The organism is Pseudoalteromonas sp. SR41-7 (assembly GCF_014163935.1).
Lineage (GTDB): Bacteria > Pseudomonadota > Gammaproteobacteria > Enterobacterales > Alteromonadaceae > Pseudoalteromonas > Pseudoalteromonas distincta.
Genome location: NZ_JACJEF010000013.1, coordinates 24,232 through 43,104, shown reverse-complemented (window position 1 = coordinate 43,104; position 18,873 = coordinate 24,232). Strand labels below are relative to the sequence as shown.

At 40.0% G+C, this 18,873-nt stretch carries 8 protein-coding genes; all 8 read right to left on the bottom strand.

Annotated features, from left to right (window positions below; all coding sequences use genetic code 11):
• Nucleotides 1-29: 29 nt before the first annotated feature.
• The 8 genes from H5092_RS15835 to H5092_RS15800 all read right to left on the bottom strand — a co-directional run bounded on the left by H5092_RS15835 (nt 30) and on the right by H5092_RS15800 (nt 18,773).
• Complete coding sequence (locus H5092_RS15835; protein ID WP_182733973.1) at nt 30-1,391, bottom strand: hypothetical protein; 1,362 nt, start codon at nt 1,389-1,391, stop codon at nt 30-32.
• A gap of 164 nt (nt 1,392-1,555) precedes the next feature.
• Entirely contained in the window at nt 1,556-2,461 is a 906-nt protein-coding gene (locus H5092_RS15830; RefSeq protein WP_182733971.1) for a GGDEF domain-containing protein, read from the bottom strand.
• A gap of 98 nt (nt 2,462-2,559) precedes the next feature.
• On the bottom strand, nt 2,560-3,144 hold the full coding sequence (locus H5092_RS15825; protein ID WP_024600650.1) for a YqaA family protein: 585 nt from the start codon (nt 3,142-3,144) through the stop codon (nt 2,560-2,562).
• Nucleotides 3,145-3,272: 128 nt separating this feature from the next.
• The gene (locus tag H5092_RS15820) at nt 3,273-3,851 is read right to left on the bottom strand and encodes an OmpA family protein (RefSeq protein WP_182721235.1); all 579 of its coding nucleotides are present in this window, start codon (nt 3,849-3,851) and stop codon (nt 3,273-3,275) included.
• A 1-nt stretch (nt 3,852) separates the two neighbouring features.
• The gene (locus H5092_RS15815; RefSeq protein WP_182715575.1) at nt 3,853-5,154 is read right to left on the bottom strand and encodes a TolC family outer membrane protein; all 1,302 of its coding nucleotides are present in this window, start codon (nt 5,152-5,154) and stop codon (nt 3,853-3,855) included.
• Between the two features lie 14 nt (nt 5,155-5,168).
• Nucleotides 5,169-6,476 carry an HlyD family type I secretion periplasmic adaptor subunit gene (locus tag H5092_RS15810; RefSeq protein ID WP_182715576.1) on the bottom strand — a complete coding sequence of 436 codons (1,308 nt, stop codon included), beginning with the start codon at nt 6,474-6,476 and terminating at the stop codon, nt 5,169-5,171.
• Nucleotides 6,469-8,592, bottom strand: a complete 2,124-nt coding sequence (locus tag H5092_RS15805) for an ATP-binding cassette domain-containing protein (protein WP_182733968.1) — start codon at nt 8,590-8,592, stop codon at nt 6,469-6,471. The genes H5092_RS15810 and H5092_RS15805 overlap by 8 nt, the downstream gene beginning before the upstream one ends.
• Nucleotides 8,589-18,773, bottom strand: coding sequence for an Ig-like domain-containing protein (locus H5092_RS15800; RefSeq protein ID WP_310736018.1), 10,185 nt, complete (start codon nt 18,771-18,773; stop codon nt 8,589-8,591). The genes H5092_RS15805 and H5092_RS15800 overlap by 4 nt, the downstream gene beginning before the upstream one ends.
• Nucleotides 18,774-18,873 lie beyond the last annotated feature (100 nt).

Genomic DNA, 18,873 nt, shown 5'->3' with positions numbered 1-18,873 from the left:
AGGCTTTATGCTACTTTATATGTTTAGGTTTATTCAACACTATCGGTAATAGTGCGCTCTAGGGTCATCTTATAACCTGAGCTTGTTGTTTCATCATGCTCTAAAATCAATATGTAGTTACCCTCTTGTGTAAAGTCCATATCGCTTTGTTGAATAAGCACAATTTGCTGGCCGTTGTCTTCGTAAACAACATAAACCGTGTAAATTTCGTTATCTACAACCTGCTCTTCTTGGTCATACTTATCTAGGCCATCGACTACGTTACTGGTGTCGTCTACCGTTTCGCCGTTAAGTGTAAAGTACACATCTACATCTGAAACCGACTGCCCTGCGTAGCTTTCAATTAGGTTTACAACCGATACCGTGTGGCTGTAACTGCTTGGTGTTAGATTTTCTTCAACGCTCATCATACGTAAACCGTTATCTGCGTCGTTATAGAAAATACCCACCGCACTTTGCTCGCGCTCTAGCGTCATTAAAAAGTTATCAGCTAGTTTTGTACCTTCTTCATCGTACATCGCTACGCTGTAACTATTAGGCGAAAGTTCAACATAATCGGTATAAGAGTCACTAGCGACTGTATTTGTTGTATTTACAGTTGTACCGCGTGTAGCAGAAAAGCTTACTGGCGAGTAGTCATCAACCGTATTTATAAAACGTAATTGCCCTAGGGCAGATTGATGTTTAAGCTCAGTAACGTAGTTATTATCGGTTACTACATCAAGCGTAATACCGCCCTCTTCTGTTGCATAACTTGGGCGGATCATTGCTACATAACTTGCTTCATCGTATAAATAAACAGATGACGACTCGTACACAACATCACTGCTGCCCGCTTCTGTTATGTAAATAGTGTAATAACCTTCATCAACGCTTTGCAGATCTAACTCACTTAAATATTGAGCCGATGAGAAAAGTGTCGCGCTTTCAAATACGCCATCATCAGTTGCTAAGTAAATATCGTAGTTAGTATCCTCACCTACAATATTGTAAAACCCTAAGTTAAACTCACCCGTATCGCTTGAGATAGGTACGCTAAGCTCTGTAAATGTAGGCTCATCAAAGTTACCACTCATTACTACTAACTGTGTTTTGTCACCCTTAATAGAAATTTCTTGATCGCTAATTGTTATATAGCTGTCGTTAGCATCTAGATACTCAAAACTTACATCATAAGTGTCTGTGCTGTAGTTATGGCGAGTAGTTACATCAGCAAAATCAGCGCCTGAGCGCTCTGTTTCTTCAACAAACAAACGTGTGTATGGGCTATTGTAAGAGCCGTTATACAATTGGATGTAACCTGTAGAGCTTGAGCTATCGTCAGAGCCACAGCCCGACAAAATAGTAATTAGACTTAAGGGTAATGCAGCTTTTAAAAGGGAGTTGGTCATTAAGGTTATTCCTTATTATTAATATCTCCATTATGACCCAAACATTCTATTTTAATTTCATGATTTACAAAGCATTACCCTCACTGACATTTCCTTACGAAAACGTTAAAAAGTGTAGTAAATGTGCAAACAATAAGGACGTGTTTTTATATAATTAAAAACGCTTACGGGGCAACTTCAAAACGATCCCGACCTGTTTTTTTAGCTACGTATAGAGCTTGATCGGCACGCTTCATGACTTTATCGAGGGGCTCGTTAGGGGTTTGTTTTGCTACGCCAATACTTACTGTTAAATGGCGCGTATTTTTAACATTGATAGTGTGCGCAAGGTCTATTAATTGCTGACAAAACTCACTAACTTGCTCTATATTACTTGTTGGTAAATAACCTCCAAACTCCTCACCGCCCAAGCGAGCAAACTGCGCGTTTCCTTCAAATGCATTATTGTATGTAGTTGCTAACTGCTGAAGAATTGAGTCGCCCACATCATGGCCAAACTCATCATTAATAGACTTAAAATGGTCTATATCAATAATTAAAATAACATAAGATACAATGTTTGCACTTTTAACATGTCGATAAAAATAGCGCCTATTATGCACTTTCGTTAAGTCATCTATTATTAACTCTGCGGCTAACCTATTATTAATACTTTGTACAAAGCGCATAGTTTTAAATAAACCATAAGAAGTTAAAAGCATGCCGCTGGTTCTACATAAGTCTTCAAAATAAACACTTACCCAGTAAGGCTGTACAACTAACTCATCAAGCACGTCTGCCGTGGTACCAATACTCCATAGTAATAAACCAAAACTAGAAAAAATATATGCTTTTTTAGATAGCTCAGAGCATTGAACCATCCAAAACAGAAATATAATGACAGTTAAATTAATAAAATCGGTAGTAAAACCGTACACATTGTTTTGAACTTGTAAGGGAGGAAAGCTAGTTAGGGAGTAGGCTGAAAAAATAGCAATATAGATCAATAAAGCTAAACTTAAAACTTTATTGATCAAAGGCATTTTATAAAAGTTAGAAAGTTTAACGGTAAGTTTTACTGTTTCAATCATATTAATTGCTAGGTTTTTCAGTACTTCATTTGAAAACTATAGCACAATAATAAAAACCATCACGAAGATGAAAACCGTAATCCCCCTCAAATTTAAACTTAAACTACGGTACTAAGTCCCCACAATCCCAACACTAAAATAGTAATGCCAATCATCGCTTTAGTTTTATGTTTACTAATGATTCGCTCAGCTTCATTACCTGCATAATAAACAATAATAGCCAGACCAAAGTAACGAATAGAACGCGCGATACCCGAAGCCAATAAAAATAGCCAAATAGAATACTTAGTCGCGCCTGCTGCAAGCATCGCTATTTGAAACGGAATTGGCACAATGCCAAGCGTTATAACAAACCAAAAACCTTGATCTTGCATTTGCTGCTTAACGTTTTCAAATTGCTCAGGGCTCGAAAACGTATTAATAATCCAATCACCAACCGCATCAAATAAATAATAACCCAACGCATAACCAAACAATGCACCCACTATGCAACCTAAAGTCGCCATTAAGGCGATAAGCCATAGCTTCTCTCTACGAGCTTGCATTAGCGGTACTAATACAGCCTCAAGTGGAATAGGCACTATGGTTGACTCTAAAAACGACGCCACTGTAATACCGCTAAGCATATGCTTAGAATCAATAAAATTACGTGTTTTTTCTTTTAGCTTTTTTTGAATTGCCATATAATTTTCCTTTTATAGTGCCAAAAATAAAGTGGTTAGTTTATTTTGGCACATCCACGTTAATATAAACTTAAGCAATAAAAAAGCCCGTATAAAACGGGCTTTTTAAACTGTATTTGTATAATTATTTAAAAACCGGCATTATATAAATCAAATTGCTTTTCTAGTTCAACAGAACTCTCTCCATCAACTAACGCTATAACTCGTGTTTTTCTGCCAGCTAATACTTTAGGAATATCTTTTGAATCAATAAATGTTTGCTCAGTTATTTCTATATTTTTAACACCTTGCGCTAACAAAGCCGCTTTAACTGTTTCAACTCGTTTTAAAGCAAGCTTACGGTTATATTCTAATGACCCTTCTAAGCTAGTATCACCAATTAATAAAATAGTAATACCTGGCACATCAACAACACTATTAGCAAAACTTACTACTTTTGCTTTTGCATCATCCGTTAGCGTCGATTTATCGTAACCAAATTCAATAACAACGTTTCTTGATGTCGTTATTTTTTGCTCTTTAGGGCAACCATCATTATTTGTTTTGGCTCTTATCGGTGTTTCAGCACACTTGTCTCTTGCGTTAATAACACCGTCGCGGTCTTGGTCAAATAAATCTTTTGATTGAACTTGATACTCATATTTTTTTGCATCGCTAGCACAGCCAGACAGTAATAATGCAAGACTTAAAAACATAATGCTTTTCATATTATCTATCTCCTAGTAGCCATGCTTCAGGTTTATCAACCCTAAGAGCTCTAACTAAACGCCCTGTTGCATTTACAAGCCTAAAGCTTGCTTTGCGTTGATCATAAGCCGATTCAATATAGTTACGACGCGCTGTAAACAACTCAATTTGCGAATCAAGTACATCTAATAACGAACGACGACCTAATGAAAATTGGCGTTCATACCCTTTTTGAGCAACTTCAGCATAGCCAACATTTTCTTCGTAAAAGCCTTTTTGCTCAGCTAAAAACATGTTTGCATTCCATGCAAAGGTTGTCGCTTCTTCGACTTGCCGGTGAGTTGTGTCTTTAACTGCTACGGCTTCTTGGTAACGCCATTTTGCCGCTTCGGTATCTGCATTTGTTTTGCCACCGTTGTATAAATCGTAACTCATAGAAAGCATTACTCGGCCGTTATCATCACGACCAGGAGAGCCCGAAATATTATCGTTATCAGCTACATCAAACTCTAAACTAACCTTTGGCCAATAACCGCTTTTCTCTCTTTCTATTTGTTTATTTGCAGCTTCTATATCAAAAACAGCAGCCATAATTTCTGGATGTGATTTTTTAGCGACTGCTATAGCATCACCTAAAGTGGCTGGTATATATGTTTCATCCACTTTAGGAATCATTAAATCATCAGGGTACTGACCCACTAAATCATAGTAATTTGCTTTAATATCTTGAAGATTATTTTTAGCAGCTAAAAAACCAGATTGTGATGTAGCAAGTCTAGACTGTACTTGAGCTACATCGGCATCGCTTGATAAACCACGTTGACGTCGTTGTTCAATATCACTTAATATTTTTTTATGTATGTTGATATTTCGCTCTGACAACTCAACTAACTCAACTGATTTAAGCAAGTCTAAATATACCTGTACAACTTCAAGGCTAATATTCTCTGCAGCAGATATTAAACCCAATTGGTCAGCTTTTGCTTCGTTATCTAGTCTAGCAACTTCAGATGATGTTCTAAAACCATCAAATAACATTTGTGTTATTTTTAAACCTATTTCTCTACGATTTAATTCGCTATCAAGTTCTCGGCCTGATTTATAGTTTACGCGCTCGTATCCATATCCTGCATATAAACGAACTTGTGGTAAATACTCACTAAACGCACTGCGTTTATCGCGGTATTTTGCTTCAAAGCTCGCATATTTCTGCATTAATCTCGGATTAGTGTTTAATGTTTCAGCTACAGATTGCTCAAGCGTTAACGCATTCGATAACCCTGGGGCTAAGGCTAAAACAGAGAGTAGTCCTAATTTACGCATTTAATATTCCTATATTATGGTTCACGCATTGCATTGGCTTTTGCTCTAAGCAAAGGTTTTAGCCAATAATCTAAAACAGTTTTTTTTCCAGTAATAACATCTACTTGCGTTTGCATCCCTGGGATTATTGCTTGCTCTGCTATTTGGCTTATTGTTGTTTTAATATAAGCCTGATAATAAGCAGTTCCATCTTCTAAATACTGAGCATCTGCACCAATATAAGTAACTTCACCTTCAAGTCCACCGTATATTACAAAGTCATAAGCAGTAAACTTAACTTTAGCAGCCATGCCCACTCGAATAAAACCGATATCTTTTGGTTGAATTTTAGTATCAATTAAAAGCAAATCGTTTTGAGGGACAATTTCCATCATCACCTCGCCGGGGTCAATTACACTGCCAATAGAGCGTGATACAATATTTTTTACGGTACCACGTACTGGCGATCTAACTTGTGCTTTTATAAGTCTATCTTCGAGTGATTTGCTACTTTGTTGAATTTTAGCAAGCTCGTTACTCACTTCATCTAACTGATTTTGTGTATCCGCTAAATAATCAAATACTATCGCTTTTCGCTCTTCTTTTACCTGACTTTTTGCCGCTTTTAATTGCTGTAATAACGCATTGGCTTGGTTTAATTCACCTTGCATGCCAATTTCGTCTCGTTGCAATTTAACCAACTCCATTTCGGCAACAGCACCCGCATCTACAGCACCTTGAGTTAACAGTACTTCCCGTGTTGTGAGCTTTAGCCTTTGCTTAAGCGCAGATATATTTGCACGTTGCTCTACACTGGCTTGCTCCTGCTGGAGTAGGTTTTGCGTGCGCTGCTGTAGCTGAGACTCAAGCTGTGTAAGTCTTGAAGTATACGTATTGTATGCCTGCTTATACACATCTACAGCAATATCTTTTCTAGGTATTTCTAAGCGTTCTATATTAGCGCCAAAACTGCTTTCTTCATTTAAAGTAACGCTTTTCAATTCAGTTACTAGACGGTTTCGTCTTGCTAATAACGAACCTTTTTCTTGACTAGATTCAGCATAAGCAGCAGCAAATCGGGTTTCATCAATCAGTAAAAGCGGATCACCCACCTCTACAATTTGCCCTTCACGTACTAAAACTTCTTTTAAAATACCGCCATCAAGGTTTTCAATAGTTTGAACACGTTGTACTGGTATAACAGCACCTTGACCTACAACAACTTCTTCTAGCTTAGCAAATTTAGCCCACAAAACCACAGCAAAAAGTAATACAAAAACTATAATAACCAATCTTTTAGCTTGTTTTGCAGCTTGTAGCTGCCCCATATATAAATCAGCCATTGGTTGAAGAACTCCCAGTCTCTGTATTCACCCTTGTCACTTTTTTACTTACTAGTTTTACACCACCATGCACTTTATTACTAAATAATGAGCTTGGTGTTTCTATACTTTTTAAGCGACCGTGGTCGAGCACAAATATTCTGTCGCATATAGTCAGCATATCTTTACGATGACTCGAAATAACCACCGTTTCAGTGCGATCCTGAAGGGTTTTAATGAGGAGTTTTTCGTGGCCTGCATCCATAGCCGACGAAGGTTCATCTAAAATAAGTAATGCGTTATCGTCTTTTAATAAAGCACGCGCAATACATACAGCTTGACGTTGTCCGCCCGATAAAAACCGACCAAACTCGCCAACCTGTGTTTCCAGCCCCGACTCCAACCGGTCAATAAAACGACTTACGCCAGATTTAACTAATGCATTGGTTAAGTTTGTTGGGGTTATATTTTGTGCGCCTAGAGTAATGTTTTCAAGCACTGTGCCATAAAACAAGCTTGGGCTTTGTGCTACCCAGCCACTTTGCTTGCGTAGCGCACTTAACGACCAGTGCCTTATATCTATGTCGTCAATTAAAAGCTGACCTGATGTAGCTCTGTACTGCCCAGCAATAATTGCAAGCAAGGTAGACTTACCAGAGCCTGCACGGCCATATAAACCTATTTTTTCGCCCTGCTTAATTTCAAAGTTAATACTGTGCACTGCCTCAAGTTCTTGCTCATGGTACTGAAAGCTCAAATGGCGGGCTGTAATATTGCCATTTACAGGCGCATTAATCGTGTTTTCGCCACTTTTTTGTTCTTGCTCAAGCGCCATTATATTTTTAACCGACTCAATGGCTGTTTGTGTTTGTTTATATTTTAAAACAAGCCCAGCTAAAGCAGAAATAGAACCCGATGCGCGCCCACTCAGCATAACAATAGCAATCAGTGCGCCCATGCTAATGTCGCCGTTACTAATTAAATAAACACCAAACACAATAAGCGCAATACTGGTAAATTGGCTAAGGCTTGCAACTGTATGCGTAAGTGTTGTGGCGCTATGGCGTGATTTATTTTGCCAATCAACCATTTGTGCGAGTGTTTGTTCAAGCTTTTGTTGCGCGCCTGCTTGGCCGTTCATTTGCTTAAGCTCAACAAGCTGGTTCAGGTTTTCGATTAAATACGCTTGGCGCTGGGTCGATAACTTAGATGCCTGTTCAACACTTTCACTCAGTCTTGCTTGTAATACCGCGCTTGTAATAACAACCAAGGTAAGTACTACAACCGGAATTAAAACAATTAAGCCACCTAGCCAAAAAATAAGCGCTAAAAACAGCAGTGTAAAAGGTAAATCGATTACCGATACAAGCGTCGCTGAGGTTATAAACTCTCGCACGCTGTCAAAGTCTTGCACTTGCTTTGCATAAGCACCTGCAGAGGCTGGGCGCTGCTCAAGGCGCATACCTAGCACTTTAGCGTACAACATACTGCTAATACGTAAATCTATTTGCCTGCCAGCCGCATCGGTTAAATGCCCGCGCGCTTGCTTTAATAACCAATCAAACACAATGGCTATTGTTGCGCCGGTTGCAAGTACCCATAAGGTATCGAGCGCAGCATTAGGCACAACGCGGTCGTATACGTTCATGGTAAACAACGGCACTACTAAAGCTAATAAATTAACGGTTAGCGAGGCGAGTAACAACGAATTATAAAATGGTTTAACCTGATCCCATGCAGGCTTTAGCCAACTAGGAATACGTGTATGAAGTTTTTCTGAGCGTTCATCAGTTACATTATCGTGCGACAAGTACCAAATAAGCTCTTTATCAATATCACTTAATTGCTTAGGTTTTGCTTCATCAAGTGAGCTAAACGTACTTTTACCATCGTTTTCAAAAAACCAAAAGTAGCCTTCTTTATCAAGCACCAAAGCAGGGTAAGCATAATGTTTTGGCGTAGTTTGCTGCTGCGCACTCACATTAATATTACTTAATGCTTGCTCTAAATGATGCGCCGAAAACTCATTACTTGGCAAACCAAGTAATAAGTTTTCGCTTTGATGGCGTAAATGCAGGGCATCTGCAATGTGCTTACCGAGTGCCAGTATTTGCTCTCGGTTTAGGATTAGCTTCATACGTTTTGATCGCCGTTGGTCATACTTGCAATCGTCTCATCATGTGCTGTGTTACCACTGCCAGACATATCGCTATAATCAGGCCCACTGTCGCCGCTCGCACTTGCGGTACCCGCTGAGCTAGTTGTAGCCGACTCAGAAATAGTTACATTTACTTCCTCAGGCGAAGCTTCTCGTGTTTCACCGTTAAGTGTTGAAAATGCAGTTAACGTTAAGTCAAAACTATCGCCAGCATCCGCATTTACAATCTCAAGGGTTTCAATATCAGCAATATCAACGGTCCACGTATCACCTACTTTATCTCCAAAGTTAAAGCTGTATCCATCAGGTAAGCCAGTAATTTCAATATAGCCGGTTTCATCTGCTGCAGGGTTTTGTAAATCAACATCAAGGTTAAGTGCAATATTATTAGTTGAGCTACTGGTTACATCATTAGCGGCTGTCCATAACGGCGCGTCTGCTTGTGGTTCTAACTCTACAATAAAGTCTGACGTTTCAGGTGTGCCAGTTACAGTAACGGTTTCACCATTAATAACTGCGCTATCCATAGTCGCTACCTCAACGCTCATATTAAACGTGCCAAACGCAAGGCCACCGGCGTTAAAGTCAAAGTTTTCTATACCACTGCCTTCTTCGCTTATTACGGTAGCAATATAGTTATTACCCTCTTGTGCAAAGTTAACTTTAGTACCATCAGCAAGCTCTATATAGCCATTTTCTAGCTCAGCTAATGCCGATGAGTCAGAAGTATCACCATTAATAATAACTTTAAGTTGCACTTGCTCAGTGCCATCGGCCTCAGTGCTAAAGGCAGCAAGATCAATAGTTACGTTGCTATCTTCGTCACCTGAATAGTTATCTTCTGGTTTTTGACTAAAATCAAGCGTGTCTGCTACAGGGTTAACACTCACGTTAAAGCTTTGTGATTGCTGTAATAACTCGCCCTGTGTACCATCTTGGCTAATTGCATTTAAACTTAGTGTTATGTCTCCACTAAAATCAAGAGGAGGAAGTAATACAATATTATCTGCATTCCCTTCAAGTAAGCTTCGAGGAATAGTCCAGCTCGTTGTGCCATTTTCTGAGCCGTCATCACCATTATTAATTATTTGTAGCTCTTCACCTGTTACCGCATCAATAAGAGTGGCACCTTTTGGTACACCGCTAATTGTAAAATAGGTAGTTTCGGAGTCATCTAGCGAAGTAGCCGCTAATCCCGTAAGTATAATTTCGCTGTCTTCATCGCCAGTAACGCTATTAGCAGTAAGCATAACACCGTCTGTTACAGGTGTTACATTTACTGTAATTGTTTGGTTAATAGTAGAGCTCGCTTTTACTTCACCTGTCGAAAGCGTAGCTCTATCTACTACTGTAGCGCTAATATTAATATCAAAATCACCCTTGGCATTTTCAGGAGGGTTAATCCCAACACCGGCTAAATCATCGTCAAATGTACTGCCATTACCTTTGTATAAATAACTGCCATCAGTTTGTAACTCAAAATTATCTGAAGGGTCATATAATGTACCTCCATCTGGTAACTCAATTGTTATTGGCTGAGTAAAATCAATTTCTTCAACACCACCATCTTCAGTATCTGTACTTTCGTCTGTTGAGGTAAACGTAATACCAAGTGATGTATTTGTATTGTCTTCAGTAATCGTTTGCGTTGCAGCAGCAAGGGTGCCACCATCAACTACAGGGTTAATATCCACACTTAATGATTGGGTTATATCTATTTCGCGGTCGCCACTTGGGTCTACGGCAACTATTTTTACTGGAATTTCTAATAAGCCAGAGTAGTCACTGTCGTTACTGTTAATAACCATTGTACTTAGCGAGCTTTCAGGGATTATGTACTCTATACCAGTGTCTGTTTCTACCGCAATTATACCATCGCCCTCAATAGTGAAGCCTTCTGGCAAACTGCTCTGCTCAACATAAATAGTAATTACATCGTTATAGTTATCATCAACATCTTGAGATAAATCTTCACCTAAATTAAAGTCACTTTCCTCAAAAGTAACGCTACCGCCTTCATCAGCCGTAACATTTTCTATTTGTAACGTATTAACTGGCGATGCAGTAGTCGTTTCTCCTTCGCCATCAATATTAAACCGTACTTTAAAGTTTCCGCTAATAAGGGCGCTGTCGTCACCGTCTTTAACGCGTGCATTAACTGTCACATCAACGTCAGAACCAGTAGATGAGTTAGCTTCAATAATTACGTTATTAAGCAAATCGTTTATGCTGTCTTTAGCGGCGTCACTTGTACCAGCGTCTATAGGAATAACCCAGCGACCAGTCCCATCTGGCGAGGCTATGTTTTCACCATCTTGCATGTAAATAACTTTTAATGAGGAGTTTTTTGGCAAGATAATTTCGATATATGTTATATGCTCAGAACCATCAATATCCTCTTCAATGAATGATGCAACGCCAGTTAAATTAATTTGACGCTCATTAGCACTTCCTTCATTAGTAATGGTTTCATCTGTGGTTTCGATACGAGTAACAGCGCCGTCAGCCTCAATGCTTGGGGCTACATCTACTTTGCCATTAACAGTTACCGTAATATTTGCACTTATATCACTTGATACAGCAGCAGAAGTATCTTGTACGGTGTAAGTTATCTCAACACTAAGCTCGCCTGAGTAATCTTCATCAGGTTTGAGTGTAACACTATCTGTATTTAAGTAGTCGGTAACATCTATTCCACTACCAACAGCTGTTTCAACACCGTTTATGTAAAGCGTTGTACCATCTGGAATACTATTAATAATCGCTTTTGTAATACTTTCAGAACCATCTACATCTGAGAGGTCGGGATTTAATTTAAGTGAGATTTGGCTGTCTTCATTGCCAACAACATTTGTATTTAAGTTAGTGGAGTCAATAACCGGCGTAAATGTAACACTTGCCTTAATTTCCGTGTCTTTTGTGTTAAATTCACCTGTATCTGGCTCAGTAGTCACCACTGTAATATTAAAGTCAACGTTACCGCTAAAATCGGCACTTGGTTTTAATGCATAATTACCAGACTCGCTGGCTAACAAGCTGTACTTAGGGTTGCCATTAGCGCCAATACCTACAACAGGTAAATTAGCAGGCTCTCCCGTTATTGCATTTACAAGCGTTACACCATCGGGTAATTCTGAAATTACTAAACTAACGGTTTCTGAGCCATCGGTGTCTTCACTTTCGAATAAAAAGTCGAGCGTGAGTAATTCATCTTCTACACCGGTGGTATTTTCTAAAGTAAGCCCTGAGTCGTCATATACCCAGTCATTATTGCTTGTTAATACGGGTGAATCTGCAACACCCACTACTTTAAAGGTAAATTCTTTTACGCCGGTTTCTGCACTATCAACAACATTACCATCTACAACTTCTTCACTAATTGCGTTTACTTTAAGTGCAATTTTTTCTTGCGCTAAATGCTCAGGTAACTTAAGCGTATAATTTGCTAAGTCAGTGTCAAAAATAGTGTAAACACCATTAACTGGGGTTACTTCATCTCCATTACCATCTAATAATGTAACAACTTGCTCATCACCATTAGCATCTATAAATGTTGGTATTTCTATTTCGTACTTGAGACGCTCAGAACCATCTGTATCAACGAGCAGTCCGTTTATTAGGTCACTCAGTTGAGGGTTTGAATCTTCGTTAATTGTATCAACGCGCACAGCTAGTTTTGGCGCGTCGGCTACTGGATTAATCGTTACTGTAACCGTTTGTTTGTCAGCTGTTGCTGTGTTGTTATTGTCTTTTTCTGTACTTGTTGCTTGAATATCAAACGTATATTCGCCAGTTGAATGTAATTTGTTACTAACCGTTAATTTGTTAAGTTCACTTTGTGTGAGTATTGCGCCTTCGGTTATTGTTCTGCCACCAATTTTAAGTACTAAGTTTTCATCTAAACCTGAAATTACATAAGTCAATTTCTCAGAGCCATCAGTATCAGTTAATGCTGCACTAATAATGAGGTTTTCAGGTGAGTCTTCATCTAGGGTGTATTGGTAAGCATTACCTGTATCCCACTCTGGGGTATCGGCTACTGATTCAACTGAAATGGTAGTCGAATCGCTTAACTCTCGTGGTGTTCCACCATCTTTGATAGTTATTGTGGTTTCAACTTTAAATTCAACCGTATTAGAAAAATCGGAGCTGTTTTCTGCTGGTTGATAAGTTAAATTAGCAACTGTCACTGTATCATCAGCGTTAGTAGTTAATGCAGCGCCTGTAAATACATAATAGCCATTCACAATTGTAACATTGGCATTGTTTGTAGCTAAACTACCATTGAGGTAAAGCTCTCCGCCTTGTAAAGACGCCAACTCAATTTTTATTTCACTGACTGTCTCTTCTTGGTCAGAAATATCACCTCTATCAATGGTAATGGTCACTTCACTACGTGTATTGTTAGCGTTACCGCTACCGTCAGTGGCATCTTCATTAATGTCAGTTGCTTCAACGGTTAGCTCACCTTTGTAATCACTTATTTTTAAATCAATACTTCCTGTTGCTTTATCAGCATCATTGTCGATAACGGTATAGCTAATTGAGTCTGTAAAATCTTCGTTATCGCTTTGAGCAAACTCGTCAGTTGTAATCACTACTTTACCGCTTTCGTATACTCTTAATGTGCCAGATGTATCACTGTCACCCTCACCTTTAAAGGCAACTTCTTTATAGTTACCGGTTGAATCAGAGCCTGAGTCAAACGCAATGTACTTTGTACCACCATAAGTAAATGAAGCTAATTTAGCACCATCTGCACCTGGGTTATTGGTGTTACCAACAAAGTTACTGCTATTAATATCAAGCAGTTCGAGTGTTTTACCGCCGCCCTCAACAAGGTTAACAGCGACAGGTGTGGTATCTACTGTTGGTGTATCATCAGTTACTGTAATAGTTACTGCTGCGTTATTAGTATCGCCATCAGCATCAACAGCAGTTACATCAAAGCTGATATCTTGCGTATTTGTTCCGTCAGCATCAGGGTGTTTAATTGCTGTAAATTGCTCGTAAGTGTAAGAGCCATCAGGATTAAATTTAACGCGTAAAACATCTTCGCCATTTGCTGTAGCGATATACCAGCCATCAGCGTTTTTATCGTTTAATGTAATTGGATTATTTCCATCCGCAGTAACGTAACTTCCGCCGTTAAAGGTTGCTATAAAGTTATCTGCAAGCTTAATTTCTACAACTTCATCAGAGCCTTGCGTTACTGTAATTTGCCCCGTAGTTGTAATTGGGTCATTATTTCTAAGGTTAGTCTCATCAACACTTGCAGCTGAGTCAGCTATTACAGGATCGGTACCGTCGTTTAATGTCACCGTGACGTTACTTGTAACCTGTGAGTTATCGGTATCTTTTGTATATACTGGGATCACGATTTGAGGTGTATCAGTACCATTGATATGATCTATTGCACCTGTTATTTCAAATGAAATTGAGTAGGTTTCAGACGTTTGTGCTGCTACATCTACATCTGGTAGCGTAATTTTAAAGACCTCGGTTGAAGTGCCTTCTAAAATACCTTGTGCGGTACCGTCGCTATTAACTTGCCAAACAATATTTGTGGTGACAGCATTACCGTTCTCATCGAGCGTAGTTTGCGTTAGCTGATTACCATTACTATCAAGCACCGCTGCCCCATCAGTAATACTAACTTGCATGTCCACTACATCATCAAGACCTGCTGTTACTGTAAATGAGGTATCAGTATCAGTATTTGCTTGGCCATCTCCATCTTCGTTATTGTCAGCCACGCTGTTAGGTGTTTCAGAAACATTTAAAGTAATATCATTTTGAGTATGCTCTGCCCCGCCATCATTAACGGTAATGTTTAATGTGGTCGTATTACTGTCCCCATCATTATCTATCACTTCGACTTGCAATGGTACGCCGGTACCTTCTATTGTGTTGTCAAATGGACGGTAAAGCGTAAACTCGTATGTTAAGTTTTGATTACTCGTGCCATTAATGTCGGGTAACGTCGCTACAAAAATTGTTTCTGTACCTTCGCCAGTATTTGCCGTTATCGTTCTTCCATCATCACTTAAAGTGTATACAAGCGCGACACCACCGGCAGTTAAATTTGGTTGTGAATCACTAGAGAATGCTAGCGATGTTATTGTGTCACTGCCAACTGTTGTGCTCACGGTACCTTGCTGAGATACGGTGGTATTATTAGCGGGGTCTAAACCACTTTCGTCAATACTAATAGGTGTTTCTGAGGTATCTTCAACCTGAGGCCCACCGCCATCTTGAACGGTTATGGTTACGTTACCCGCACCGCTGATTGCTGTACCATCACTGTCCTCCCCATTAATAGAAAGCGCAAAATCAATATTCTCTCCATTAGGGTTATCAAGGGGTAAGCTTACTGTTGTTTGAACCTTAGCATCTAAATCTTTGCCATTTGCATCTTGCGTTGCACTTACGCTAAAGCGAATAACTTCGCTGCCATTAGCTGAGCCTGTAATTGTTTTTCCGTCTTCACTTAAAACAAAGGTAATAGCAGAGCCTGAACTTGTTAAGTTAAGCGAATCTAAACTTGAAATAGTGTCATCAAAGGTGATTGAATCGGCAACTAATGCATCAGAGCCTGCCACAACATCAAAGTTTTTGTTATTCGTGGTAATAACGCCGTAGTCACTTTCAGTGTAGGTGGTTGCTTGGTTAGTAAAACTGCCCGCACTGCCATCTTGTACTGTAAATGTAGCTGTACTGGTAGAGCTACCTACACCGTCGCGATCTGCTATTGTGTATTCAATAGTAAACTGTGGTGAAGGCGTTGAGTCTCGCTTATCAAGCGCGTTAAAGCTCCATGTGCCATCGCTGTTAACCGTTAAAGTACCTTCATCGGTTACTATCGTGGCTGGTGTACTTGTGGTTACGTCATAATCAGTGCCATTAAATGTTACACTTGTAACGGTTGGTGCGCCCTCTACTACACTGTCGTTTGTGACTAAGCTACCTGTTGATACTCTACCTGCATCAGTGTCTGCTTCGGTGACTGTAAAGCTGTCGTCACTGCTTTGTGGGGCAGAGTCGGTAATAGTAACGGCTGTTGGTACAACGACTAATTCGGTTGTGCCATCGGCATCTGTTTGTAGTGCATCAACAAAAATATCAGTAAGTAAGCTTTCACTTTCGTGATCAATAGGTGCATGTAGCGTAGTGGTAAGTTCTCCACCAGCAAGCGCCACACTTAACACTAAGTTGCCTTGAGAGTCTTTAACTTCTAACGATAAACCGTCATTTGCTAAGGTAACCGAAACAGGGCTGCCGTCTACCGTTAAGCCTTCAAGGCCAGATTGGTTTGTACTTAATGTAAGGTCAGCGTTATCTATTTCTATTGAACTAGTCGCTGAGCTTGTGCCGCCATTTGCAGTATTACTTTCGTTTAATGTTTGGCTATCAAGCGCATCTAATGTGGGTGCGATATCTTGCGCTGTGTTTCCTGCAGAATCGGTAACGGTTGCTGTAATAGTCCACGACTGTGTATCATCAAGCTCAGATACATCTATACCGTTAACAGTCCAAGTTCCACCATTTGCTACTGCTGCAGTCACTATTTCACTAGTAGTGCCATCAAAAATCGTAAGTGTAACGATAGAACCTGGTTCAGCATCGGTTGTACCATTTAACGTGGTTACTTCACCGTCTTTAAATGATCTACTGTTAATGCCGCTTTCACCAGTATCAATATCAATATTAATGGTGGTGTCTTTAGTGAAAGTTGTTGAATTAGTCGCTAAATTGCCCTCAATATCAAGTGCGCTCACTTCTGCGGTAATCTCTCCATCAGCAAGTTCTGATATATCAGTGGCATTAATTACCCACTCACCCGCGGCATTAATAACTACATTTTCGACTGTGACTTTGTCACCATTTACATCGGTAAAGACCACCGTGGCGGTTTGATTTTCATCAGCCTCTTCTATTACACCGCTTACTACAACATTACCCTGCTCATCAGTATTAACAACGTCATCGCCTGCTGCCATTTCAATGGTGGTTGCTGCGGTTTTATCGTGAATGGCTGTGTCTGTATCGGTTGCGGTATTGCCTGCAACATCACTTACGGTGGCTGTGGCGGTTAATGTACCGTCATCTAGCCCTGATAAATCAGCACCGGTAATCGTGTAGGCATTATTAATAACCGTCGCTTCAAAGCTGCGCTCATTACCCGCTGCATCCTTTACAACCACCGTGACTGTTTGGTTATCTTCAACGCCGGTTGTAGTTCCTGTAATTTCAACGCTTACGTTTTCACCATTGCCGTTTATTACGTTGTCGCTTGTATCGTTTATATCTACCGTTACGGCAACTGTGGTGTCTTTAGTAAAGCTGGTTTCGTTTGTGGCTAAATTGCCTTCAACATCTAATGCGCTAACACTTGCTGTAATTTCACCATCTGCTAGCGTTGAAATATCCGTAGCCGCTATTTGCCATTCACCATCTGCATCAATAGCTACGTTTTCAACAGTAACTTTGTCTCCGTTCACATCGGTAAAGACAACCGTGGCAGTTTGGCTTGTATCTGCTTCTTCTATTACACCGCTTACAACTACATCACTTTGCTCTGCGGTATTAATAACAGTGTCGTCACCTGTTGCAACATCAATGCTGGTTACGGCTGTTTTATCGTGAATGGCGGTGTCTGTAGCGGTTGCTGTATTGCCTGCGACATCACTTACCGTGGCTGTGGCGGTTAATGTGCCATCGTTAAGCTCTGATACGTCTGCGCCTGTGATTGTGTACGCTTCATCAGTAACGAGTGCGGTGAAAGTTTCACTATTTGTGCCATCACTGACTACTACGGTGACCGTTTGCCCATTTTCTACGCCTACGGCAGTGCCGTTTATAGTAACGTTTGTATTTTCACCAGCACCATTTATTACGCTATCGTCTGTATCAACAATATCAACCGTGACATTAGCAACAGTATCTTTTGTTAGGCTTGTCGTATTAACCGCTTCATTACCTGCGTTATCAAATACGCTAACACTTACAGTTATGTTGCCATCTGCAAGTGAGCTTATGTCTTCGTCACTTACTTCCCATGTGCCATCGGCATTTATGGTTACATCATCAACGGTCACTTTTGTGCCGTCTTTATCTGTAAAGGTAACGGTTATGCTATTGGTTGACTCTACATCATCAACCACACCGCTTAAGCTTACCGCTTCGTCCTCGGCTGCGTTTATTAAAGTATCATCCAACACTAAAGTGGTGCTTGCTTGGGTGTCTTTAGTAAAATCTAGCGTGCTTGTTGCTACGTTACCCGCTATATCTTGTGTGCTTACATCTACTGTATAGTCGCCATCAGACAGTGCATTTAAAATACTGCTATCTAATTCCCAGTTGCCAGCATCATCTACACTTGCAGTGCCATTAAATACAGTATTGCCGCTACTGTCTTTAATAGTAATTGCTACGCTTTGGTTAGCTTCTACGTCGTTTACTGTGCCTGCTACTTTCGCAGTGCTTTGCTCAGCATTGTTAATAACAGCATTATCGCCCACATTTACCGTAACAGCGCTTTGTGTATCTTTAACAATGTTAAGATCTGCATTGGCAGTGTTGCCTGCGGTATCAGCGGTTGTTGCTGTAACAGTCAATGCCCCTTCATCAAGGGATGTCAAATCGAGTGAGTTACTTTGCCATGTACCATCAGCTAAAATAGTCGCTTGCCCTGTTACCGAAGCATTACCATCGGAAACAGTAATATTGACGATTTTACCTTCTTCAATATTGGCACTTTGACCATTAATAACTACAGCCGATCTTTCTGCATTATTGATTAATAAATCGTTATTTTCACTTGGTATAGAAATGGAAGCTTGGGTGTCTTTTTCAAAGGTTGTGCTATTTGTGGCTTGGTTACCCGCATTGTCGAGTACATTAACAGTCGCAGTAATAGTGCCATCGGCAAGGGTATTAATATCTGCACTATCAACTTCCCAGCTGCCGTCGTTATTAATCGTAACATTGTTTATAGTAACGAGTTCGCCACTTTCATCAGTAAAAGTAACTGTTGCTGTATTCGTCGGCTCGATATCAGTAACCTGACCACTCACAACAACATTTGTTTGCTCGTTCGCATTAACTAAGTCATCGCCAGCCCCCATTTGTATGGTGGTTACGGCTGTTTTATCGTGAATGGCGGTGTCTGTAGCGGTTGCTGTATTGCCAGCTTCATCACTGACTGTGGCTGTGGCAGTTAATTCGCCATCGTTAAGACCTGATAAGTTTGCACCGGTA

Bases quoted from the DNA above. Each gene is read 5' to 3' on its own strand.
- H5092_RS15820 (WP_182721235.1), bottom strand. From the start codon at position 3,851: ATGAAAAGCATTATGTTTTTAAGTCTTGCATTATTACTGTCTGGCTGT.
- H5092_RS15810 (WP_182715576.1), bottom strand. From the start codon at position 6,476: ATGGCTGATTTATATATGGGGCAGCTACAAGCTGCAAAACAAGCTAAA.
- H5092_RS15815 (WP_182715575.1), bottom strand. From the start codon at position 5,154: ATGCGTAAATTAGGACTACTCTCTGTTTTAGCCTTAGCCCCAGGGTTA.
- H5092_RS15835 (WP_182733973.1), bottom strand. From the start codon at position 1,391: ATGACCAACTCCCTTTTAAAAGCTGCATTACCCTTAAGTCTAATTACT.
- H5092_RS15805 (WP_182733968.1), bottom strand. From the start codon at position 8,592: ATGAAGCTAATCCTAAACCGAGAGCAAATACTGGCACTCGGTAAGCAC.
- H5092_RS15830 (WP_182733971.1), bottom strand. From the start codon at position 2,461: ATGATTGAAACAGTAAAACTTACCGTTAAACTTTCTAACTTTTATAAA.
- H5092_RS15825 (WP_024600650.1), bottom strand. From the start codon at position 3,144: ATGGCAATTCAAAAAAAGCTAAAAGAAAAAACACGTAATTTTATTGAT.